This window comes from Rhodococcus sp. NPDC056960 (assembly GCF_042674125.1).
Taxonomy (GTDB): Bacteria; Actinomycetota; Actinomycetes; order Mycobacteriales; family Mycobacteriaceae; genus Rhodococcus_F.
Genome location: NZ_JBHURF010000012.1, coordinates 146,205 through 168,764, shown reverse-complemented (window position 1 = coordinate 168,764; position 22,560 = coordinate 146,205). Strand labels below are relative to the sequence as shown.

Sequence of the window (22,560 nt, the reverse complement as noted above, 5' to 3'; positions counted from 1 at the left end):
AGTGAGTGACGGACGTACGGGAGAGGGGAGCGGCGGGCACAGGGGAGTAGGCGGGCCCGCCACGTCGAGGTCAGAACACGTGCTGGTCGACGGTGGTCGTCGCAGTCAGGCTCTGATCGTGCGTATCGAGCGTCGTACCGGAGTCGGTCGTCAGCCCGGACGTGAGGCTCGTGCTCGTCGAGTCGAGCGACGAGGCCGTGTCGAGTGAGGTGCTCGAGTCGTACGTGGTCGCGGCGTCGTGTGTGGTGGTGGTGGTGTCGTACGAGCTTGCGGTGTCGGCCGTGGTCGCGGTGTCGTACGCGGTCTCGGTGTCGTGGCTGAGACCCGTGTCTGCGGAGGTGTCCGTGAGGGTGCTGACGGCAGAGCTGTGGTCCGTCGACGAGAGATCGCTCGTGGCGGTCGTGGTGGTGGCAGCAGTGGTCGTTGCCTGCGACTGGCCCAGGTCGGCGGTCGGCGCCGTTGCCGTGGTCGCCGTGGTGGTCGCCGCCGTCTGCGTCGCAGTGTGGTCGCCGGTGGTGCTGCTCGTGTTGTTGTCGGTCGACGTGGGCGATGTGGTGGTCGTCTGGGATCCGCCGAGATCCGCGGTGGGTGCTGTCGCGTTCTGCGTGGTGACGGTGGACGTCGCGTTGGCCGCAGTGGACGTGGCCTGCGAGGCGTGCGTCGTTTCGTTGCTGGAGGCCGTTGCCGTTGCGGCCTCGGTGCTCCGGGTATTCTGCTGCGTCGTCGAGGTTTCCGACGTCGAGGTCGGTTCGGCGGTGCTTGTCTGCCGGATCGTCGTGTCGAGAGGCTGCGACGTCGCCGCCGAATCGGAGTGCGTCGACACCGGAGTCGCCGTGATCGGCTGGGCCGCGGACGTCGCCGTTGCGGGCGCCGCACTCGCGGCCGGAGTAGCTGCGGCAGGTTGCATGGCAGACGCGGTAGGCGAGGAGGCCGACGTAGTCTGAGTCAGCGTCGTCGGTTGCGTCGCAACCGGATTGCCCTGGTTGAACGTGGGCTGAGCCGCAGAAGCGCCCCCGGAGTTCGACGACTCGCCGCGACCGGTGGTCCCGAACGAAGCCGACGCGCCGGCCTGTGCGTTCTGGTGGCCCGATCCCGCTTCAACGGATGCTCCCGCGCCCGGGGCGTTGTGTGCGTCGATGCCTCCGTCGCGGCCGACCGTGGCGTCGGTCCGGTGGGCCTCGGTGCCGGTGTTGCTGTGACGTTCGGTGCTCTGGCGATCCTGACTGCCGGACCGGGTGTGGTTGTCCTGGGCAGCGTCGTTCCGGTTCGCGCTGTTGTCGTGGCTGTTGTCGCGTGAGGGTTCGGAGTGGGCGTTGTTTTCCGGGTGGGCGTGGTTGCTCGAGGGTGCGCGGTTGTCGTGGTCGCGGGCTTCGTCGGCACGACGCGAATTCTGTTGCGGCTCAGCGTGCTGTGCAGAACCACCGCCGGTCGGGTTCGTGGGACGGAGGTCGCGCAGGAGACCGTCGAGTCCGTCGCGCAGGAGGTCCGCCACAGGCGGCGCACCACCCAGATCGGGCTGCGGTGCCCGGACGTCGATTGCGGCGTGCGGGGCGGGAACGTCGTGATCGATGACGGCCGTGGGGTGGATTTCGCTTCTCGTCATGAGTGCTCCTTCGGTTCGGGTTTGCCCCTTCGAGGCGACTGACGACGACGTTATGGACCATTCCTGGGAACACCATGGGAGGACGCTGCACCTTGCCTAGGGGCGGGCGCGGCCCCGCACACAGGAACATCGCAGGAAGCGCACAGCGGCAGGCACAGGAATGCGGTTTAGCGTTTCGATCGGCAGGAAAGGCACCTGCCGTCGACACGGAACGGAGATCACGACATGCGGACATCGATGGGGATCAGTATGGGGTCCGACTCGTTCGTGTCCGCACAGATGCTGGAGGAATCGCCGGCGCGCGCCGAGAACCACGACGGCTTCTCCGTGGTGCAGCAGTCGGCGGAACTCATGCTCTCGTCGAGCAGCGCTCCCACCCTCGGAGCGCTCAGTGCCGGACCGATTCCTCAGGGCAGCATCGTGTTCCGCGATTTCATCGACAGGGTCGGTGATCCCGTTCCGGTGATCGGCGACGACGGGACCCGGACACCGGCGGTGCAACTAGTCGCCACCGCCCTCGACTGCCTTGTTCGAGGCCGCACGCCTGCACTCGATCACGTGGTGGTCGCGGCGCCGTCGGGCTGGTCCGGATACGCGGTCGAAGAACTCGAAGACGAGATCCGCCGCTGGGGTCTGCTGCAGAACCGCACGGTCACGGTGATACCCGAAACCATGGCGGCACTGGCATGGATCTCCCGGGTCGAGCCACTCGACGACTACGCGACGCTGCTGTTGTGCGACGTCGGCGCCCATTCCGTCGATCTGACCGTGGTCACGAGGCGCGGTGCCGACTTCGGGGTGGTCCGATCGACGCGGAGCACCGACTTCAGCGGAGACCACGCCGACCGACTCCTGACCGGACATGTCATCGGGCTCGTGCAGAACTCACGCCCGGATTTCGATGTCGACGATCCCGCGCACCGGGCCGCGTTGACCGAATTGGCGTCCCGTTGCCGTACAGCGAAGGAGCGGCTGTCGCACGACACCTCGGCGGTGGTGACCGTGGAACTTCCCGGAATACGACGCCAGATACGGGTGATGCGTTCCGAGTTCGAGGACGCCATCCGCGCGCCCCTGACGCGGGCGGCGAACACGGTGGCACGTGAACTCGAACGACTCTCTGACGCAGGCACCCCCGCGGACGCCCTAGTCCTTCTCGGCGGCGGTGCCGCCGTCCCGCTCGTGACCGAACTGCTCTCGACTGCCGCGGACGTGCCGCTCGTGTTTGCCCCCGAACCGGCGTCCGCCTCCGCCCGCGGTGCTGCGGTCATCGCGGAGCGTGCCGCCCTCCAGATGTCGGGCTCGCGCGTGACGACCTCGCGTGTGACGACACCGGGACCACGGGTGCGGCCGCCGGCGCCGCCGCGGCCGATTGCGACCGCGGCGTCGTCGCGGGTGCTGCCGCCGTCCGCGTCGGTCGGGTTGCCGACCGCACGCGTGGCACCGGTCGTCGTGGTGCCGACCGAGGTGCCGCAGAAGCAGAAGTCCGGGATCCGGGGGTGGATGGTGGCGGCGAGTGCCGCCGCTCTCGTACTCCTGGGTGCCGGAGCGGCGGCGACGCAACTGATCGGCCAGGACGATTCGCCCTCGGTCACGACGACCACGACGACCTCGTCCGTCGAACAAGCGTCGTCCGCCGACGACACCTCGCAGGACGACGAGGTACAGCAATACACCGTGCAGAACCAGGCACCCGCTCAGCCGATGGGCGGCGGAGGGCCGGGCCGCGCCGGAACCGGGCCGCGCTAGCCGGATCTCGGCGAGTGAGCGAGGCCCGACGAAACAGCGCCCCCACCGATCATGGTGGGGGCGCTGCTTGTCGTGCTGCCGGCTAGCTCTTGCGGCCCGGTGCTTTCGCGCCGGCCTTGAAACCGAGTCCGCCGGGCTTGGCCTGGGGCGGGGCCTGCGCCGCGCCGTTCGACCCGTCGCCGTTCGACTCCTCGACCTTCGGAGCTTCTACCTTCGGCTCTTCAGTCTTCGGGGCTGCCGCCTGTGGTGCCTCGGCGGCCGGGGCCTCGACCTTCGGTGCCGCGGCCTTGGGAGCAGACTTGCGGGCTCCGGGAGCCTTGGCGCCGCTCTTGAAGCCCAGCCCACCAGCCTTCGCCACCGGGGGAGCCTTCGGTGTCTCCGCCGCCGGTGCCTCCGGAGCTACAGCGGTGTCGGCGACCTCAGGCTCGGCAACCTGGGGCTCGGCAACCTGGGGCTCGGCGACTGCAGACTCGGCCTGTGCTTCCGCGGGAGCGGTCTTCGCGCCGGGAGCCTTCGCCTTGCCCTTCATCTGCAGACCCTTGCCGGGAGCCTTGGCCCCGGACGCCAGCCCGAGTCCCTTCGGCTTCGCCGCCGGGGCGTCCTGAACAGGGGTTTCCGCCGCGGGAGCCGCTGCGGCCGGCGCGTCGGCAGCCGGAGCGGCGGCCTTGGCGCCGGGAGCCTTGGCAGCACCCTTCATCTGCAGACCCTTGCCGCCCGGTGCCTTCGCACCGCCGGCGAGCCCGAGACCCTTGGGCTTCGGCGCCTCCGCCGCGGGTGCCTGCGTGCCGGCAGCCTCGGCCGGAGCGGGAGCGGCAGTCTTGGCGCCGGGTGCCTTCGCGCCACCCGCCATGCCGAGACCCTTGCCGGGTGCCTTGGCGCCGGGTGCCTTCGCGCCACCCGCCATGCCGAGACCCGTGCCGGGAGCCTTCGCCCCCGGAGCTTTCGCGCCGGGTGCCTTGGCCAGGCCCTTCATCGCCAGACCCTTGCCCGCCGGAGCTTCGGTGGCGGCCGGCGTCGCAGCGGCCTCCTCGACCTCTTCGACGCGCTTCTTCTCCACCACCTCGGCCTTGGCCTCGGCTGCCACGGGTGTGGCCGGCTTCTCGCGGGGGATGACCTTGATGTTCTCGGTCAGCTTCTCGGGTTCGAGACGCGTGATGGACGAGAGCATCAGCTGGGCGACGTCCACGACCTCGACGCCCTCACCCTGGCCCGACTCCTGGCGAGCAGTGACACCGTCGGTCAGCATGACGCGGCAGAACGGGCAGCCGGTCGCGATCTTCTTCGGATCCGTGCTGAGCGCCTCGTCGACCCGGTCGATGTTGATGCGCTTGCCGATGTTCTCTTCCATCCACATGCGAGCGCCACCGGCACCGCAGCACATGGACCGTTCGCCGTGACGCGGCATTTCCTTCAGCTTCGCGCCGGAGGCTTCCATCAGCTCGCGGGGAGCGTCGTACACCTTGTTGTGGCGTCCGAGGAAGCACGGGTCGTGGTAAGTGATGTCTTCGCTGACGGACGCGACGGGAATCAGCTTCTTCTGGCGGACCAGACGGTTGAGCAGCTGGGTGTGGTGAACCACCTCGTAGTCGCCGCCGACCTCGGGGTATTCGTTTCCGAGCGCGTTGAAGCAGTGCGCACAGGTGACGACGATCTTGCGCTTGCGCTGCTCGACGCCGTCGAAGACCGAGTTCAGCAACTCGATGTTCTGCATGGCGAGCTGCTGGAACAGGAACTCGTTGCCCGCACGGCGAGCCGAGTCACCGGTGCACGTCTCGTCGGCGCCGAGCACCATGAACTTCACGCCCGCGGTGGCGAGCAGTTCCGCGACGGCCTTGGTGGTCTTCTTCGCGCGGTCCTCGTAGGCGCCGGCGCAACCGACCCAGAAGAGGTACTCGTAATCCTCGAAGCTGTCCGCATCCTGGCCGAACACCGGGATGTCGAAGTCCATCTCGCTGATCCAGTTGAGACGGTCCTTGGAGTTCTGGCCCCAGGGGTTGCCCTTGTTCTCAAGGTTCTTGAACAGGCCGGCCAGCTCGGACGGGAACTCCGACTCGATGAGCACCTGGTAGCGGCGCATGTCGATGATGTGGTCGACGTGCTCGATGTCGACGGGGCACTGCTCGACGCACGCGCCGCAGTTGGTGCAGCTCCACAGCGTCTCGGCGTCGATGACCGGAGCCAGCTCGCCTTCGACGGTCTCGCCGACCAGCTTCCGCTCCGCCTCCTGGCGTGCTGCCTCGGGGATCGCGGCGAGCTTGGCCTCGTCCACGGCGCCGTCGCCGTTCACCAGACCGACCTCGTCGCCACCCATGTCCTTGCGCCCGCCTGCCAGCAGGTACGGAGCCTTCGCGAAACCGTGGTCGCGCAGCGAGGTGATGAGCAGCTTCGGGGACAGCGGCTTGCCGGTGTTCCAGGCGGGGCACTGCGACTGGCATCGACCGCACTCGGTGCAGGTGGAGAAGTCCAGCCAGCCCTTCCAGGAGAAGTCCTCGATGTTGCCGGCGCCGAACGTGTCGGTGTCCGGATCGGCGTCCTCCATGTTGATGGGCTTGCCACCGGACATCATGGGCTTGGCCGCGCCGAGGGCGACGTCGCCGTCGTCCTCACGCTTGAAGTAGATGTTGAAGAAGGCCGCGAACCGGTGCCATGCGACACCCCAGGTGATGTTGCGACCGACGACGTAGAGCCAGATCATGCCGGACATCAGCTTGACGAACGCGAAGACCGCGACCATGTTCGGGCTCGCGGGCAGCAGCTTCGCGAGGTTCATGGTGAAGAAGTCGGTCCACGGGTTGGAGTGGCCGTAGGTGGCGATCTTGCCGGCCTTCACGAAGATCATGCCCAGGCCCTCGATGAGGACGACGGCCTCGACGAAGTAGGCGGCCCGGAAGTCGGATCCGCCGAACCGGGACAGCCGCGCGGGAACCCGTGGATGGTTGAGCTGGCGGATCACGATCAGCGTGGTGATGCCGATGACCGTGCCGAGGCCGAGGATCTCGTCGATGAAGTGGTAGACGGCGGTGTTACCGACCAGCGGCCAGTGGAACTCCGGGTCGAACGTCTGCCCGTAGGCCTCGAACCAGACGATCGCGCCGAGCATGAATCCGACCATGACGAGCCAGTGAGCCCAGCCGACGGTGCGGAACTTGGTCATGCGGGTGTGCGCGATGAACTCGACGCACATCTGCTTGAAGCGCGGGAAGAAGGGACGCCATCGGTCCGGGGCGGACTGGCCGATCCGGACGACGTTGACCATCTTCCATGCGCCGGTGATGAAGGAGAACCAACATACGAGGCTCAGCAGCACGCCGATGGTGCCCAACGTGATCGTCAGGGCATTCATGTCGCGGCCTTTCGTTTCAGGGCGGCAGGGCGGCCACCTCGGGACTGCTCGTGATCCTAACGCTTGCTAAGTTACCCACTAGTAACTTAACTAGCCTACCAGTGGGTAACTTACCGGCGTTCAGCAGGATTTGTGCAGCTGGGGGGCCGATGCGGCATGTGGCGCATGCCACAATCGGACTTATCTGTTCGCCACGTTAAAGGGTCGGAATCGCGGCGTTCACCGAAGGTCGCCCTAAGTCTGGCCGGCGGTGCCCGCGGGGTGGCCCGACCGACTCGAACGCATGTTGCGTCCATCCGAAGTGTCACGAATACGACGCGATCCTGTCGCGGCGGGATAACGATCGGCAAATTCGTATTGCTTGTGCGGAGGCTGCGTAGGAATCAGCTCGGGTGACCCAATTCACCGAATCGGCAATTTGCATGAATTACGCCGATTCGGGCGGCTACCGACTGGTACTTCCGCCTCGGGTGAAAAGTTCGTCAATGGCCGATTCGGCCGTGATTCCACTGTTACTCTGAGCGTAATTTCCGGCCTTGGCCAGCGGACGCGGGGAGGGTCGAGCGGTGCACATCGATCACACCAGTCACTTCGTCGGGACGTTCCTGAAATGAGGCACCAATGATCGTGAGACGAGCTGCAGTGACGGCAGGCGCGGCGGTAGCCGCCATGGAGATGGCTGCCGGAATCTCCCACGCAGGACAGGCGCTCGCACCCGCGGCGCCGGCCGCGACGACCACGGCGCCCGCGGTTCTCCCGCTGCCGTTCCACGATGTCGCCTCCCGTGAGGAGAACGACCGGGCGTTTGCTGAGTTCGGCAGCCAGGTCGGTATCGCCGTCACGGTCGGAAGTCTCGCTGGTGCCGGAATCGGTTGTATTGCAACAATTCCCGCCGGTTGTGTCGCGGGGCTCGTGACCGGCGCGGGCAGCGGGGGAGTCGTCGGAACCATCGTCGCCGGTGGTCCCACGCTTGGCGTCAGCGCCTACCAGTTGTGGGGGAGGCCTGCAATGCCGCCCCCGGCACCTCGATCTACGCGGACCGCGTTCAGTAGTCGCGATCGCTTCGCCGCTCAGCCCGTCGCGCTTTCCGCGGCGGGGCCGAGTTGCGAGACGGGTCTCGCGAGGAAACCGACCGGTTCCCCGCTTTGGGGGAATTTACTGAATCAGCGCTCGGAGTAATTCGCGAATTTCGGGCATGTTCCGTTCGGAGGGGTGATTTTTATTACTCCGTACCGATTTGATCCGACGCGAGATTTTTCTCGAGTCGAGCCTCAATTGGGACCTGTCGTAGTGGCAAGTTACTGTTTGGCAACGGATGGGGTTGAAACCTTAAGGGGATGGAATGAAGTTGCGTCGAGTCGTCACGGCATCGGCTTTGGTTGCGAGTATCTTCACCGCAGGATCGGGGATTGCAACTGCTGATCCGGCTGAGCCTCAGGGGAAGATCGGCTACGAGACCCGCGTGGAGGACCGTGCCGTCGTAACCAAGATCGACGCCGGTGCATTCGTCGTGTCGTCGGATGGTCAGTCCGTTGCACTCGAAGATGCAGCAGGTAACTCCGTCCTCTCGCTTCCGCTCGCCTACCGGTTGGACGATCTGCAGTTCCCGTTCGACGAGAAGGTCAGCGAAGACGGCAAGACTCTCACGCTGACGCCGGTTACCGACCGCGCCAAAGCTACGCCGATCGCCGCCGCCGATCTCCCGCTGAATGACGTGGCCTCCGTGGAGGAGAACTCGAGAGCGCAGGCGAATTTCGGCCAGCAGCTCACACTGGCGACCGCGGTAGGTGGCCTGGCGGGAACCGTCGTCGGAGGCGCGATCGGATTGGTCGGCCTGATCGCAGGGCCCGTCGCGCTGGCAACCGTCCCGGTATTCGCGGCAGTCGGGGCGATTGCTGGAACCGTTCTCATCGGTGGGCCGACTCTTGTCATCGCGGGCATCCAGCTCGCCCAGACCTTGACGGCGCCCGACGGCACCACCATCTGGGCGAAAAACGACAAGAGCGCGAAGTAGCGAACCCGCAGGGCAAACGCCCAGGAGAGGTGTGAAAATCCATGGCAGAGCTGTTTGGCATCCTGGCCGACATTTTCGGGTACGTGGTCACGATCGTGACTGTCGCGCCGAAGCTGTTCTGACGACATCACGAGACGTGGGAAGGCGCCTCGCGTCACGAAGTGGGTGAAGTAGCCCCCACCCCGCAGTAGCTCCGGCACCGCCCGTCCTCCTTCCGGAGTGCGGGCGGTTCGTCGTTTTCCGAGACCCCGGAAGTGAACCTCGTCACAGCGGCTGAGGCGACCTGCCGAGTTTGCCCATGCTTAGGCTAACCTTCCTCCGTCACACCGCTGCTCTCGGAACGGATCTCGATGAACCTTCGACGGTTTACTGCCACATCCATGCTCGTTGTCGCGGCGATGGGCGTCGGGTCGGCCACCGCCTACGCCGATCCGGCAGTCGCACCGCAACCGGGCGCGGAGCAGGGCGTCCCGAACGTCAACTACCAGACCGCCCGGGACGGCGACGCTGCAGTGGCGACCCTCGACGCCGGCGCCTTCTCGATCAACGCCGCCGCCGACACCGTCGACGTGATCGACGACGGCGGCCGAGTCGTTGCGTCCATCCCCACCTTCTTCCGGGTCGACGATCTGCAACACCCCTTCGAGGTGGCGGTCGACTCTTCCAGGCGCGTCCTGCGACTCCTCCCCGACATGGATCCGGCGGCGGCGATCCCCGTCCCCGTGTCGGAACGGCTGACACTCGACGACGTCGCCGCACCGGTGGACAAGGCGGAGCGCGACGATCGCGCACTCGACGACTTCCAGCAGCAACTCGGCATCACCACCGCGATCACCGCGATCGTCGCCGCCATCATCGGTGGGGCGATCGGCTGCGCGGTCGGGGTCATTCCCGGCACGGCGGCGCTGGTGGTTCCGTTCCTCGGCCTGGCCGGTCCGGTGGCGGGGTGCATCGGCGGCGCGCTGATCGTCGCCCCCGTAGTCGCTCTGGCGGGGACCATCGTGGTCGGCGGCGGTGCCCTCGTGGTTCTGGGCATCCAGTACTTCAACACGATCAACAGTCCGTTCGTCGCACCGGCGCCCGCCGCATGAGCGGCCCGTCCGCGCGGAAGCTTCGGTCCCTCACCGGCGCAGCGGTCCTCGTCGTCGCTGCTCTCGGGATCAGCGCCGGCACCGCACACGCCGCTCCGTCGACGCAGGGTGCGCCGGACATCGGCTACCAGGCGCACGCCGAGGGCGACTCGGTGGTCACGTCGATCGACGCCGGTGCCTTCCGGATCACCGACGCCCGGGATGCGATCGAGGTGGTGGACGGCAGCGGCACAGTGGTTGCGGCACTTCCGCTCACGATCCGGCTGGGCGATGCCGTCTATCCGATCGACGCCGACCTCGCGGGACGGACCGCGACGCTCACCCCGCACGTTCCCGCCGACGTCGCGTCGTCACTGAAGTCGGTGGCGCAGGACGGATTCGACACCCAGGACGAGCGCGACGACGTCGCGCTGGCCGACTTCAACAGCTACCTCGGCTACGCGACACTGATCGGCGGCCTGATCTTCGGTGTGATCTTCGGAGTCGTGGGGCTCGCGGTCGGCTGCGGACTGTTCGCCGTGACGGTGATCGGCACCCCGGTCGGGTGCCTCGGTGGCCTGATGGCGGGATTCGCCGCCGGCGGGCTGGCCGGAACCATCTTCGTGGGCGGCGCCGCCCTCGTGATCCTCGGAATCCAGTACCTCGTCACCATCAACACGCCCTTCGTGCCGCCCGCCCCCGACCCGGCGTCCTGATCGAAAACTCTCGACCGAAAACTACGGCCCGCCTCCTTCGAGAAGGAGGCGGGCCGTAGTCGTCGTGGTAGCGGGTTACGAAGTGCGCACGCGCAGGCCCGGGTTCTCGGCCAGCACCTGGTTGATCGGTGTGGCGAACAGTTCGGGACTCTCACCGAGGACGAACGTGACGACGTCAGCGACCTGGCAGACCGGGTACTGCCCCACGTTGGAGGCGCTCGAGATGCCGAGTGCCAGGGTGCCGGTGACTATTGTGCCGCCACTGTCGCCCTGCAGGGCACACATGCTCGTCGAGAAGCTGTCGGCGAGGGTGCGCTCACCGACCGACACGGTCTGGGCCACGGACGTGACCACGCCGCACGTGAAGCCGGTGGTCAGACCCGACTTGCACACGGGGGCACCGACAATCGGGTCGGCGGTGCCTGTGATGGCGACCGGCGCCGCGCCGGGAACCCGGACGCCGTTGTTCTCGAACCGGCGTGCGGCGCTGTCGTCGGCCCGGATGATCGAGTAGTCGTGAATGTCGAGGCTGGTCTTGGCGAACGTGCCGATCCGGGGTCCGGTGCCGCCGCCGGGGAGCAGTGAGAACGCCTCCGATGCCTCCGGCGTGCCGGCTGCGGCCAGGTTGGGGTCGCAGTGCCCGGCCGTGATGTTCACCGGACGGCCCGAACCGTCGGTGCCGTTGAAACCGAGCGAGCAGCGCAGCCCGATGCCACCGCCGAGCGAGCCGTACGCGTCGCCGCCCAGCAGGGAGTCGGCGGGGAGTGGCTCGGCGATGGGGGCGAGGTCGGTGGACGGCAGCGGAGCGGCCGTCGCAGGTGACTGCACGACGCGGGCACCCTTCAGGAAGTCCGGAAGCTGCAGCCCGCCCACGTTGTCGGCGCGGAGCACGAGATCGTTGTTCACGATGTCGATGGCCACGCCGCGCACGAGATTCGCGACCGCGGGCGGCTGGGTGTCCAGCCAGCCGTCGAGCGACTTCACCTGCGCCTGCAGGCTGCTCTCGCTCTGCGCCACGTCCTTCACCTGGAAGCCGGCCTTCTCGGCGGCGGCGACGGCGGCGTCCTTGTCGGCGCCGTCGGCGAGCCCGACGATCGGGGTGCCGGCGTTGTCGAGCCAGGTTCCGGCGAACGCGTCCGGGAACTGGGTGCGGGCGATCTTCGCGAACTCGGCCAGCTTCTGGCCCAGCTCGGAGTGCTCCAGGTACTGGTCCGGGCTCAGCGACAGATCACGCTGAATTGCGTCGATCAGTTCCGCGGGCAGCTTGGCGGCCTGGCCGGACGCTCCGGGCTCGACCGGATCGGCCTGGGCCGCGGCGGTGACCGGACCGAGGAGCAGCAGCGCGGCAGAGCCGAACACGGCGGCACGACGTGCGATGGAGCTTCGCATGGGGGCCTTTCTTCGTTGTTTGTTCGCAGTTGCCTCGCGGGCGCATACGAATACGACCCCCCGACAGGTAAGGCCGTACACAGTCGGAGTCGACTATATGGGTTCGCCCCGCCTATTCCCACCTGTAACACTCCCGGCGGACGACGCAGCAGGACAAAGCGGACAGACGTCCCGAAATATCCCCGGCGGCGCGAACACGAATGCCCGGTGTCCGAACGAACGGACACCGGGCATGCGGCGGTAAACGGCGGAGAACTAGTCGGAAACGGTGCGCACGCGCATCCCGGATCCGACCGTGTCGACGATGTCCGCGATCGGGACACCCAGGCTGGCCGTGCCACCCTCCGGCGCCAGCACCAGGTTCGCCTCCGTGCAGTTCGGGGCGCCACTGGCATTGGAACCACTCGTGATACCCAGCGCGAGGGTTCCGGTGACGATGGCCCCGCCGCTGTCACCCGCGAGGGTGCAGGCCGTGCCGGCGAAACCGTTGATGGTGCGGCTCGAACCGTCGGAGACGAACAACTGCGTCTCGACGTGATCGGCGGCAACCACTCCACACGTGAACGACGACGTCTGACCCGACTTGCAGATCGGGGCGCCCACGACGGGGCGGGCGGTGCCGGTGATCTCCAGCGTGGTGCCGTTCGCACCGCGGACCGCGGGACGGTCCAGGCCGGCCTTGACGCCCGCCTCGTTGAGCTTGATCACCGAGTAGTCCAGCTTGTCGGCCGGATTGCCCACCGAGGACCGCGAGAACGTTCCGATCTGCTGGCTGTCGTCGACGTTCTGGTGATTCGGGAGGAAGACCGGAGACGGCTTGCCCTCGGCGGGGTTGCAGTGTCCGGCACTGATGTTGACCGCCTGGCCGCTGTCGTCGACAGCGTTGAAGCCGAGCGAGCACACGGAGATCTCCGAAATCGGCGTCTTCGCCAGCTCACCCGCGGAGGTGATGTAGGTGTCACCGGCGAGGGGGCCCTTCTCGACGGGACCGCCGCCGCCGGGGCTCAGCATGACCTTGACGTTGGCGAGCAGCGTCGGCAGGTTCAGGGCCTGACCGACGGGGCTGTTGACGACGTCGATGACGACGCGGTTGTCGAGGACGTCGATCGACGCGGAGTTGACCTGGGAGGCCACATCCTTCGGCAGTCCCGCGATCCAGCCGTTCACGTCGGAGAGGGTCTTCTCCAGGCCGTTCGCGGACACCGGCGCGATGCGGGTGGCGTACCCGGCCTTGGCCGCGGCGTCGGCTGCCTCGCTGGTGGTGACCGCGACGACGGGCTGGCCGTCGAGGCCGATCCAGGCGCCGGCGAAATCGTCGGGATGCTGCTCCCGGAAGTCCTGGGCGTAGCTACCCAGCTCCTGTGCCTTCGCGGCGCGGTCGAGGTACTCCTGCGGGCTGATCTTCAGGTCGCGGGTGATGGCCTCGACCAGCTCGGCCGGCAACTTGTCGGCGCTCAGCTGAGTGGTGTCGGTCTGCGTAACAGGTTCGGCCTGGGCGGCAGTGGAGAACGGAAAGAGAAGAAGCATTGCCGAGGCGCCTACAACAGCGGCGCGGTGCGCCAGCACGTTACGCATGAAATCCCTTCTGCACGGAATCCGTTCACGGAGGGATTCCTTCTGGGGTGGGTATCAGCGCCCCACCTTAAGCTACGACCCGGTCAGCCCGCCGGGGAGGTGTGGCTGGAGCCTCACTCACCTGGGGTGATCAGTGCGGGCCGCTGCTGCTGCTGGGTCGTCGTCGTCGTGATGATCGCCGCCGCGGACTCCGTCTTCGTTGTCGTGGTCGTCTCGGGAGGCGTCGTCGTGGTGGTGGCCGCCGCGGTCGTCGTCGTGGTCGTCTGCGGGACCGTGGTGATCGACGGGAGGGTGATCACCGGAGTCGACGTGGTCGTGGTCGTGGTCGGGGGAGGCGGAGGCACGTACGGGGTGGTCGTCTCGACCGGCACCGGCGGGGGAGCGACCGGAACCGGAATCTGCTCCTCCGTCGTCAGCGCCACCTCCTGCGTGCTCGCCGTCGGGAAGACGACGGATCCGGTCGTGGTGGGCCGGGCGGTCGACGTCGTCGTCATCGGCGCGGTCTGAGCGTCCTGTATCGAGGGGACCTCGGTGCGGCCGTTGCCGGTGAGCGCGAACGCGAGCGTCCCGCCCGCCAGTACCAGCGCGGCCGCCGCGACACCCGCGATGATCAGCGGCCGACGGTTCGTGCGCGTGACGGGTGGAGTCGGCGCGCTCGCCGGAGCGGACGCCTCGGTCGTGGCAGGCGGGAACGCGTCGGAAGTGGCAGCGGCCGCAGGCACCGCCGTGACCGCGGAGTACGCGGTGTGCAGCGGGGCCTCGACGACGGGAATCGACTCGGTGTCCGCGCTCGTGTCCTCGTCGGTGAGCGCCAGCCCGGCCGCCAGCAGTGCCGCACCGTGCGCGGGGGACTCCGCCGACGCCGCCAGCGCCACCGACTCCGCGATCAGAGTCGCCTCATCGAGACCCATGTAGTCGAGCGATTCGCGCAGCTTCGTGACGATCTCGGGCGCCCAGTCCGACGGATGGGTGGCGGTGACCTTCACTGTCCCGGTCAGTCCGTCCGAGGCCTCCCGGAACAGGCAGAACATCGCGGTCGCGACGAGATCCTCCGCCCGGGTCAGCGAACCCGCGTACTCGATGCCCGCGGGTTCCCCGACGCGGGCGAGAAAGTCGCGGACCGCGCCCGTCGATTCGGTCCCGGGGTCGCCGAGCTGCACGGTCCCGTCCGGGGCCGTGAACAGGACGGACGGGTGTTCGATCGTCCTCACGTCGGTCCCCGACGCGGTCACCACCGCCGTCGAAACCGAATCGCCGACGGTGAGTCCGACTCCGGTGGTCATGGAAGATCCTTACTGGCACGGTTCGAGAGGTGCATCATCGCACCATGTGCACAGTGTGTCGCCTGCCGGCGGCGAATGGTTACATCCGGCACCCGTGAGTACTTCTCAACCACGGGCGGTTGAGAAGTACTCACGGGTCAGGAGTCGACGGAATATCCGTGGCCCATCGCCCGCAGCATCGACAGCAATTCCGACCGCGATCCGGCACCGAGGCGGCGCCGGATGCGGGCCACGTGGTGCTCGATCGTCTTGGCGGAGATGTAGAGGCGTGACCCGATCTCCCGGTACGTCAGGCCCTGCACGAGCAGTTCGGCGACCTCGGCCTCGCGGTCGGTGAGTGATCCCGGCGTGCCCGGGCTCGACACGACCGTCGAGTCGGAGCCGGTGCCCGCCGACGTCGGCTGGCGGAGGGCCCGCGCGACCTGCAGCAGCGCGGTCGCGACTCGTGTGTCGGAGGCGCGCAGCGCCGCTTCGCCGGCGAGGCGGGCACCGTCCCACGGCAGCCCGATCCGGTCGAGGGTGCGGGCGGCGTCCTCGACGGAGGTGGCGTCGATGTCGCCCTGCAGCACGCGCAGCCAGGCGCGACCCGCGGTCGCGAGCCCGGACGCGTACGTGCTGACCTTGGCGGCCTCGCCGAGTGCGCGCGCGTGCGGCATCAGGTCCGCGGGACATTCGGCGAGGATCGACGCCTGCACGCCGTACCAGTGCAGCGCGGACCCCCACATCGCCGGTTCGCCGAGTGTCCGCAGCAGCGACTGCGCGTCCTCGACGAGGTGGGTGATCCGGGCGGCTTCGCCGATGCGGATCGACGTCAGCCACAGTTCGCCGAGCGGCAGCAGGCTCAGGAGGTCCACGGAGTACTCCGCGAGGACGCCCTGCGCTCCCGACCAGGCCTGCAGGAGTGCCGCGTTGTCGCCGGTGCGCCGGGCCAGGCCCACTCGCAGGCCGTGGACGAACAACAGGTCGCGTTGCTGCATCGACGCGGCGTCGAGGCCGTCGAGCCGCGACTGCGCGGCGGTCAGGTCGCCGCGGACCATGGACGTCCAGGCGGTGAGGAGTTGGTGCCGGTTCGCGGTGACGCTGCCGGGTCGGTCGGCTTCCCGTGCCCGGGTGAGGACGGCGTCCGCGTGGGCGAGTTCGCCGCAGTGGAGGGCGGCGAGGGCGGTGATCGCGGCGGGGGAGTCGGGCAGCATCCGGGGCCGGGACGCGCGGCCGGGCAGCGACAGTGCCCGGGTGAGCGAGTTCAGCGCCGCGTTCGCGGACGCGGTCACCGACTGCACGAGTCCCGTCGCCACGAGGGCGGCACCGGCCGTGGCGGCGGTGGGCGGTGCGCCCGCGCTCGTCGCGAGGACGGCCTCGGCGTCGTCGAGGCGGCCCGCGACCACCAGGACCGAGGCGGCGAGGGACGCGTCGGCGCCGGCGCGGTCGGCGCCGAGCCACGCGTAGAGTTCGGCGCTGCGGTCGATCATCCCGCAGTGGGCGGCGCCGGCGGCCGAGATGCGGACGGCCGCAGCAAGTTCCGGGCCGGCGACGGACCCGGACCGTTCGAGGACCGAATCGGCGAGGCCCACGGCGGTGTCGAGGTCGCCGTTCAGTGCGCAGGCCTCGGCGTACGCGACGACGGCGGTGTCGCCGAGACTGCCGACCCGGCCGGCGTCTGCGTACAGTGCGACGGCGGCGGCCGGTTCGGCGAGTTCTGCCTGAGCGCAGAGGAATTGGCTCAGTTCCGCGCTGGGTGTTCCGGTCGCGGCCACCGCTCGTGCCAGGGGAAGCGTGAGCGTCCCACCGTCGACGTGGTGGGTGAGCAGCCGGCGGGCCAGCGTGTGCAGCCGGTTCTCGCCGAGGGTTGACGTGAGATGTGTCCCGTCCGCGCGGACGAGGGTGTCGCGTCCGTCGACCCAGCCGTCCGCCCGGAGCGTGTCGATGGCGGCACGGGCACGATCGGGTTCGACGTCGAGAACCTGGGCGATCACGGACTCGTCGAGGTCGCTACCGAGCAGAACCAGTGCGAGCGTGGACAATTGCGGGCCGTCGAGCTCCGCGAGATCCGTGGGGGGAAGCGGTGAGGGCAGTGTGGACACGGGCGCCCTATCCGCCGTTGCCGAGGACGCCGGGCACCAGGCCGGTGACGCCGCCGACGACGCCGCCGACCGTGTCGCCCACTCCGGTGACGGTGTCGCCCACTGCGCCGGCGCCGCCGACGATGGTGTTGGCGATCGCGGCGCCGCCGTCCGACTGCGGCACGCTCGGTGCGGGAGCAGGTGCGGGAGCCGGGGCCGGTGCGGGGGCAGGTGCCGGAGCCGGTGCGGCCGCGGGAGCCGCGGCCGCGGGGGCCGGAGCGGTGCCGGGTGCTGCCGCCGCGGGTGCGACCGCCGGTGCCACGGTGCCCGGGGGGACGGTGCCGGGTGCGGCGATCGGCGTGGCGACGCCGGCCGCGGTGCCGGGTGCGCCCGTCGCGGCGGCGACGCCCGCGGCATCGGTGCCGGGAGCCGCGCCGCCGGTTGCGGCCGCCTCGGCCGGAACACCGGACGTCGGTGCCGTGCCCCCCGACGTGCCGGACGACTGCGAGGTGGTGGAACCGGAGCTGGACGCCGGTGCGATGTCGAAGGCGGTGCCCAGCGACAGCCCGCCGGCGGCGAGCAGGGCGATGGCCGCGGCGGAGGCGGTGATGATCCCGGCCTTTTTCTTGCGCGACATCCCGGTGGGGCCGGGGTCGACGGGTCTCGGTGCGGGAGGCCGGGCGGCGAGGACGACGGTGTCGGCGTCCGTGGTGACCGCGGGCGCCGCCGCGGCCGGCGCCGCACTGGGTACGACTGCCGGCATGCGTGCGACCGTCGGGGCGGCGGCCTGTCCCGCGACGGCGTCGGCGGCGATCAGCGCAGCCCCCAGGGCGGCGGTCTGTCCGGGGCGTTCGGCTGCGACGACGGGAACCCGCAGCTCCGCGGACAGGAGTTCGGCGACCAGCGGGATCGAGGCGCTGCCCCCGGTGAGGACCACCTGCGTGACGTCGCTGGATTCGAGGCCGGCGGCGTGGATGCTCTCGCGCACCAGCGTCACCGAATCCTGCAGCGGTTCGCGGATGAGGTCTTCGAGTTCCGAGCGGACCAGACGCACATCGGTGGAGATGCCGGGCAGTGTGATGGCGATGGTGGCTTCGGTGTCGGACGACAGCGCCTCCTTCGCCGCGGTGCAGCGGGTCCGCAGTCGGGTCAGCGCGGCGACGGTGTCGGGGGCGAACGGGTCGATGTCGCCGAACTCCTCCGCGACGTTGCCGAGGACGTATTGCATGGTGGCGTGGTCGAAGTGGGCGCCACCGAAGTCCTCGGACCGCACCGGCTTGCCGAGCACTCCCGTCTCGGTGCCGTGCGCGTCGGAACGGAACAAGGTGATGTCGAGTGAGGTGCCGCCGAGGTCGTAGATCACGGTCAGTGCGTCGCCGAGTGCGCCGCGGGTCTGCTCGAGCCACGTCATCACCGCCCGCGCCTCCGACACGAGGGTGGCGCCGGCGACGCCGGCCTGGTCGAGCGCGTCGGCGAGGACCCCGACCGTGTACTGCGGCCAGACGGTCGGGTGGGTGACGACGGTGGTCGGGAGTCCGTGCCTGCCCGACGCGGCCTCGTGCACGATGCAGCTGACGGCCGTGGCCACGAGATCTTCACCGGAGTACGTCGAGCCGTCGTCGGTGAGGATCCCGACCGGGTCGCCGACACGGTTCGCGAAGTCGGACACCGTCACCGCATCCGGTTCCCCGACGTCGTCGCCGAGGACGGGCGCCCGGTCGGGGGAGAGGTGCAGCACGCTCGCGCGGGACAGCACGGTGAGGTCGGTGGCATCCGTCACGCCCGCCCCGTCCGTGTCGACGGCGGCCACCGTATTGACCGATCCGACACCGATGCCGAGCGCTGCAGCCATGTTCCACTCCTGTGGTCCGGGCGGGCGTCACGCCGCCGCCTGTGTCGGACGGACGATGCCGCCGTATGTAACGGCCGATGCCGTCGTGGTCACTCGAATTGTCGCGTGCGGTGGCCGTTTCGTTACGCCGACGTCGCTGGTCGACGGCAGTTACGGGGCCGATCCCCTAACGGCCCCCCATCCCCTAACGGGGAGGGCCCGACCCCCGGTGGGAGATCCCCGATACCGGGGTCCCCGAATGGGGGGCGCCGCCCCGTTGGGGCGGGGGCCGCCGATCCATAACGTGTATTTCACTCGCCGTCACAGCAGTTGTGGTGGCCACCCGAACTCCCCGATCCACGAGCACAGGAGAGATTGCCATGGCTACCAACGCCGTCCTCGACTTCATCCTCGGCCTTCTTCGCGACGAGCAGGCCGCCGCGGCCTACTGCGCCAACCCGACCGATGCGTTGTGCGCCGCCGGCCTGCAGGGTGTGAGCCACGCCGACATCGTCGCCGTCGCTCCCCTGGTCGCGGAGTCGGGATTGTTCGCGGGCAGCGGGGCCGATCTGGCCGCGATCGTGGGTGCCGGTGCGAATGTCGTCAGTGACGTCGCCGGCGGCATCGGCGCGGGTGTCGGTGGCGGCCTGGGTGGCGGGCTGGGTGCGGGCCTCGGTCTCGGCGGTGGCCTCGGCGGGGCCGTCGGTCTCGGTGCGGGCGCGGGCCTCGGTCTCGGTGCCGGACTGGGCGGCGACTTCGACTTCGCCGGGGAACTGGCAGCCGGTTTGAGCGCCGCTCTCGGTGCGGCCCTGGAGATCGGCGGCGAGATCGGTGCACAGCTCGGCGCCGCACTGGGTGCGGCCCTCGACGCGGCCCTCTCCCTCACCGGTGGCCTCGACCTCGGCAGCGCACTCGACATCGGCACCGTGGTCAGCGGGGCCCTCGGCGGAGCACTCGGACTGGGTGCCGACCTGACCGCGCAGCTCGCCACCACCCTCACCGCGGCGATCACGGCCCTGCCGGTGCTCAACGTGGCCGGTGGTCTCACCGGGATCCTCGCACCCGCACTGTCGATCGGCGGCGACCTGGGCGCCGAGCTGGGTGCGGCTCTCGGTGCCGCACTCGGCAGCGTCGTGGACCTGGGTGGCAGCCTGGACGGTGACATCCTCGCCGGCGTCGGCGGCGGCCTGGATCTCGGTGCCGTCCTCGGAACGACCCTCGGGAGCGTTCTCGGTGTCGACGCCGGTCTCGGTGGCGCACTGGGTGGTGCGCTCGACGCGGCGATCGGCGTCGGCGGCGGATTGGGTGCCACCCTCGACGGCCTGCTCGGCGGTGACCTGCTCGGTGACGTCGCCGGTTCGCTCGGCGGGGTGCTCGGTACCGACCTCGGTGCGGTCCTCGGTGGCGCCCTCGGCGGGGTTCTCGGTGCCGGCGGCGACCTGAGCGCCGACCTCGGTGGGGCGCTGGGCGCGACCCTCGGTTCGATCGCGGACCTGGGCGGCGGACTGGACCTCGACGCGATCCTCGGTGCGGGCGGCAGCCTCGGCGGTGCGCTGAGCGGACTGCTCGGCGGTGAACTCGGCGTGGGCGGCGACCTCACGGCCGGTCTGGGCACCGCGCTGGACGCCGTGCTCGGTGCCGGCGGCGGACTCGACCTCGGCGCGGTGCTCGGTACCGACGCCGGCCTGGGTGGCGCGTTGAGCGGCATCCTCGGTGGCGTCCTCGGCGCAGGCGGCGACGTCAGCGGCGACCTCGGCGGCGCGCTGGGCGGTCTGCTCGGCGGCGCCCTGGATCTGGACGGCGGCCTGGGCGGTGCCCTGTCCGGCGCGCTCGACAGCGGACTGGGTCTGGACGCCGCACTCGGCACGGTCCTCGGCGGCGCACTCGGCCTGGACGGTGGCCTGGCCACCGAACTCGGCACCACCCTCGACGCCGTGCTCGGCGCCGGCGGCGTGACGGACATCGACCTCGGCGGCCTGCTGGGCGGCGGCCTGGACCTCGGCACCGGCCTCGGGCTGGGCGGCGACCTGGGCCTGGGCGGAGAACTGACGTCGGAGCTGACGACGGCGCTGAGCGGGGCCCTCGGCCTGGGCGGCGAGGCCGGCGCGAACCTCGGCACGGTCCTCGGCGGCGCGCTGGAGAGCGGCCTCGGGCTGGGCGGTGTCCTCGACACCGGCGCCGATCTGGGCACCACGATCAGCAGTGCGCTCGGCGGCGTCCTCGGCGTCGACGGTGACGCGACCGCCGGTCTGGGTGCGGCGCTCGACGCGGTCCTCGGCGCGGACGGCGGGATCGGCCTCGGCGGCGCGACCGACCTCGGTGGCCTGCTGGGCGGAGCATTCGGCGCCGGCGGCGCGGCGGGCGCGGACCTCGGTGCTGCGCTCGGCGGAGTACTCGGCGGCGCACTGGAGACCGGCGGCGCCCTCGACCTCGACAGCGTGCTCGGCGCGGAGGGCAGCATCGGCAGCACCCTGGGCACCGCTCTCGGCGGCGTCCTGGGAGCCGACGGCGGCCTCAGCGCGACCCTCGGTTCCGCACTGGAGACGGCACTGCAGGCCGGTGGCGGACTCGATCTGGACTCCGCTCTGGACGCAGACCTGGGCCTCGATGCCGCGGCCGGTGTGGGCGGCGCCCTGGACGGTGCCCTCGACGCGGGCACCGATCTCGCGGGTGGCCTGACGGGCGGCATCGACGGCGCGCTCGGCGGACTGCTCGACGCCGGCAGTGAGCTGACGGGCAATGTCGGCGGCGCCGTCGGCGGTGGTGTCGCGGGCGGTGCGGACGCGGCCGCCGGCATCGGTGCCGGTGTCGCGGCGGGTGTCGGCGCGGTCGCCGACGCCGGAGCGGACCTGGGCGGCAGCCTCGGAACCAACCTGGTCGGCGGACTGGACACGGCCGGTGGCCTGGGCGCCGGTCTGACCAGCGGCCTCACCGGCGGTCTGGGTGGAATCTTCGACACCGGTGCGGGCCTCGGCTCGGCACTGACGGGCAGCGTCGGCGGTGCCGTCGACGCGGTCGGTGATGTCGGTGCCTCGGTCGGCGCGGTCGCCGATGCCGGTGCGAGCCTGGACGCGAACCTCGGCGGCGCCCTCGACACGGCCGCTGACCTGGGCGGCACCGTCGGTGGCGCTCTGGACACGGCCGCGAACGTCGGCGGAAGCCTCGGCGGCACGGTGGATGCGGCGGCCGGACTCGGCGGCGGCGTCGCCGGTGGAATCGAAGGCGGCGTGGACAGTGCAGTGGACGCCACGGCCGGTCTGACCGGTGGCCTGGACGCCACCGCCGACGCTGCCGCAGGCCTCGGCGCCGGATTGTCCGGTGGCGTGGGTGGCCTCGGGTCGCTCGGCACCTCGGTCGGAGGCGCACTCGACGGCGCCGTCGACGGAGCGGTCGACGGGGGAGCCGCAGTGGGCGGTGCCCTCGACGGCGCCGCGTCCGCCGGTGGATCGATCGCGGGTGGCGCTTCCGCCGGCGCGGACGCCACGGCGGATGCCACCACCGACGGTTCCGCGGACCTCGGTGCGGTCGGCGGGGTCGTGACCGACACCACCGGGTCGATCGCCGGCGGCCTGGGGTCCACCCTGGGCGGCGCCGTCGACACCGGAGCCGACACCTGGTCGTCGATCGACGCGGACAACGCGTTCGGCGCCGACTCGGGCCTGCACGGTGCCACCGATGGCTCGCTGTTCGCCGACACCGACTCTTCGGTGGCCCCGACGCACGACGTCACGGACGTGGTCGATCACCTCGAGCCGTGACGAAACGGCGGTTCCGGCATCCCCCAGACGGGGTGACCGGAACCGCCGTACGATGTAACGAAGTCAGCCCCGGACGCGTTATGCGTACGGGGCTGTTTCACAGTCGGGTGTCGGTGCACTGGAACGCGGTGTCCGCACGAGGTCGGAAGAATTGCGGGTCAACGAAACT

Annotated in this window: 13 protein-coding genes; 6 read left to right on the top strand and 7 right to left on the bottom strand. The window is 69.9% G+C overall.

Annotation, left to right across the window (positions count from 1 at the left end; translation table 11 throughout):
• Positions 1-70: 70 nt before the first annotated feature.
• Positions 71-1,603, bottom strand: coding sequence for a hypothetical protein (locus ACFTWF_RS20625; RefSeq protein WP_378463032.1), 1,533 nt, complete (start codon positions 1,601-1,603; stop codon positions 71-73).
• A 225-nt stretch (positions 1,604-1,828) separates the two neighbouring features.
• On the opposite strand from ACFTWF_RS20625, the gene ACFTWF_RS20620 reads away from it, so the two are divergent.
• Positions 1,829-3,352: an Hsp70 family protein gene (locus tag ACFTWF_RS20620; RefSeq protein WP_378463031.1), complete on the top strand. Its 1,524-nt coding sequence runs from the start codon at positions 1,829-1,831 to the stop codon at positions 3,350-3,352.
• A gap of 82 nt (positions 3,353-3,434) precedes the next feature.
• Here the strand turns inward: ACFTWF_RS20620 and ACFTWF_RS20615 are convergent, their stop codons facing one another.
• A complete protein-coding gene (locus ACFTWF_RS20615) occupies positions 3,435-6,695 on the bottom strand; it encodes a heterodisulfide reductase-related iron-sulfur binding cluster (RefSeq protein ID WP_378463030.1) in 3,261 nt (1,086 codons plus the stop codon).
• 621 nt (positions 6,696-7,316) lie between these two features.
• Between ACFTWF_RS20615 and ACFTWF_RS20610 the strand changes: the two genes are divergently transcribed.
• The 4 genes from ACFTWF_RS20610 (at position 7,317) to ACFTWF_RS20595 (ending at position 10,495) form a co-directional block, all read left to right on the top strand.
• The gene (locus ACFTWF_RS20610) at positions 7,317-7,874 is read left to right on the top strand and encodes a hypothetical protein (protein ID WP_378463029.1); all 558 of its coding nucleotides are present in this window, start codon (positions 7,317-7,319) and stop codon (positions 7,872-7,874) included.
• Between the two features lie 163 nt (positions 7,875-8,037).
• A complete protein-coding gene (locus ACFTWF_RS20605; RefSeq protein WP_378463028.1) occupies positions 8,038-8,709 on the top strand; it encodes an ammonium transporter in 672 nt (223 codons plus the stop codon).
• Between the two features lie 350 nt (positions 8,710-9,059).
• Positions 9,060-9,800 carry a hypothetical protein gene (locus ACFTWF_RS20600; protein WP_378463027.1) on the top strand — a complete coding sequence of 247 codons (741 nt, stop codon included), beginning with the start codon at positions 9,060-9,062 and terminating at the stop codon, positions 9,798-9,800.
• Positions 9,797-10,495 carry a hypothetical protein gene (locus tag ACFTWF_RS20595; protein ID WP_378463026.1) on the top strand — a complete coding sequence of 233 codons (699 nt, stop codon included), beginning with the start codon at positions 9,797-9,799 and terminating at the stop codon, positions 10,493-10,495. The genes ACFTWF_RS20600 and ACFTWF_RS20595 overlap by 4 nt, the downstream gene beginning before the upstream one ends.
• A gap of 75 nt (positions 10,496-10,570) precedes the next feature.
• Here the strand turns inward: ACFTWF_RS20595 and ACFTWF_RS20590 are convergent, their stop codons facing one another.
• The 5 genes from ACFTWF_RS20590 to ACFTWF_RS20570 all read right to left on the bottom strand — a co-directional run bounded on the left by ACFTWF_RS20590 (position 10,571) and on the right by ACFTWF_RS20570 (position 18,654).
• Positions 10,571-11,884 (bottom strand): S1 family peptidase, encoded by a 1,314-nt coding sequence (locus ACFTWF_RS20590; protein ID WP_378463025.1) that lies wholly within the window; start codon positions 11,882-11,884, stop codon positions 10,571-10,573.
• A 255-nt stretch (positions 11,885-12,139) separates the two neighbouring features.
• A complete protein-coding gene (locus ACFTWF_RS20585) occupies positions 12,140-13,459 on the bottom strand; it encodes a S1 family peptidase (protein ID WP_378463024.1) in 1,320 nt (439 codons plus the stop codon).
• A 113-nt stretch (positions 13,460-13,572) separates the two neighbouring features.
• Entirely contained in the window at positions 13,573-14,742 is a 1,170-nt protein-coding gene (locus ACFTWF_RS20580) for a hypothetical protein (protein WP_378463023.1), read from the bottom strand.
• A gap of 137 nt (positions 14,743-14,879) precedes the next feature.
• Positions 14,880-16,823: a LuxR C-terminal-related transcriptional regulator gene (locus ACFTWF_RS20575; protein ID WP_378463022.1), complete on the bottom strand. Its 1,944-nt coding sequence runs from the start codon at positions 16,821-16,823 to the stop codon at positions 14,880-14,882.
• A 7-nt stretch (positions 16,824-16,830) separates the two neighbouring features.
• The gene (locus tag ACFTWF_RS20570) at positions 16,831-18,654 is read right to left on the bottom strand and encodes an Hsp70 family protein (RefSeq protein ID WP_378463021.1); all 1,824 of its coding nucleotides are present in this window, start codon (positions 18,652-18,654) and stop codon (positions 16,831-16,833) included.
• Between the two features lie 359 nt (positions 18,655-19,013).
• Between ACFTWF_RS20570 and ACFTWF_RS20565 the strand changes: the two genes are divergently transcribed.
• A complete protein-coding gene (locus tag ACFTWF_RS20565) occupies positions 19,014-22,391 on the top strand; it encodes an IniB N-terminal domain-containing protein (RefSeq protein ID WP_378463020.1) in 3,378 nt (1,125 codons plus the stop codon).
• Positions 22,392-22,560 lie beyond the last annotated feature (169 nt).

Bases quoted from the DNA above. Each gene is read 5' to 3' on its own strand.
- ACFTWF_RS20590 (WP_378463025.1), bottom strand. From the start codon at position 11,884: ATGCGAAGCTCCATCGCACGTCGTGCCGCCGTGTTCGGCTCTGCCGCG.
- ACFTWF_RS20610 (WP_378463029.1), top strand. From the start codon at position 7,317: ATGATCGTGAGACGAGCTGCAGTGACGGCAGGCGCGGCGGTAGCCGCC.
- ACFTWF_RS20565 (WP_378463020.1), top strand. From the start codon at position 19,014: ATGGCTACCAACGCCGTCCTCGACTTCATCCTCGGCCTTCTTCGCGAC.
- ACFTWF_RS20615 (WP_378463030.1), bottom strand. From the start codon at position 6,695: ATGAATGCCCTGACGATCACGTTGGGCACCATCGGCGTGCTGCTGAGC.
- ACFTWF_RS20595 (WP_378463026.1), top strand. From the start codon at position 9,797: ATGAGCGGCCCGTCCGCGCGGAAGCTTCGGTCCCTCACCGGCGCAGCG.
- ACFTWF_RS20600 (WP_378463027.1), top strand. From the start codon at position 9,060: ATGAACCTTCGACGGTTTACTGCCACATCCATGCTCGTTGTCGCGGCG.
- ACFTWF_RS20605 (WP_378463028.1), top strand. From the start codon at position 8,038: ATGAAGTTGCGTCGAGTCGTCACGGCATCGGCTTTGGTTGCGAGTATC.
- ACFTWF_RS20570 (WP_378463021.1), bottom strand. From the start codon at position 18,654: ATGGCTGCAGCGCTCGGCATCGGTGTCGGATCGGTCAATACGGTGGCC.
- ACFTWF_RS20580 (WP_378463023.1), bottom strand. From the start codon at position 14,742: ATGACCACCGGAGTCGGACTCACCGTCGGCGATTCGGTTTCGACGGCG.
- ACFTWF_RS20585 (WP_378463024.1), bottom strand. From the start codon at position 13,459: ATGCGTAACGTGCTGGCGCACCGCGCCGCTGTTGTAGGCGCCTCGGCA.
- ACFTWF_RS20620 (WP_378463031.1), top strand. From the start codon at position 1,829: ATGCGGACATCGATGGGGATCAGTATGGGGTCCGACTCGTTCGTGTCC.
- ACFTWF_RS20625 (WP_378463032.1), bottom strand. From the start codon at position 1,603: ATGACGAGAAGCGAAATCCACCCCACGGCCGTCATCGATCACGACGTT.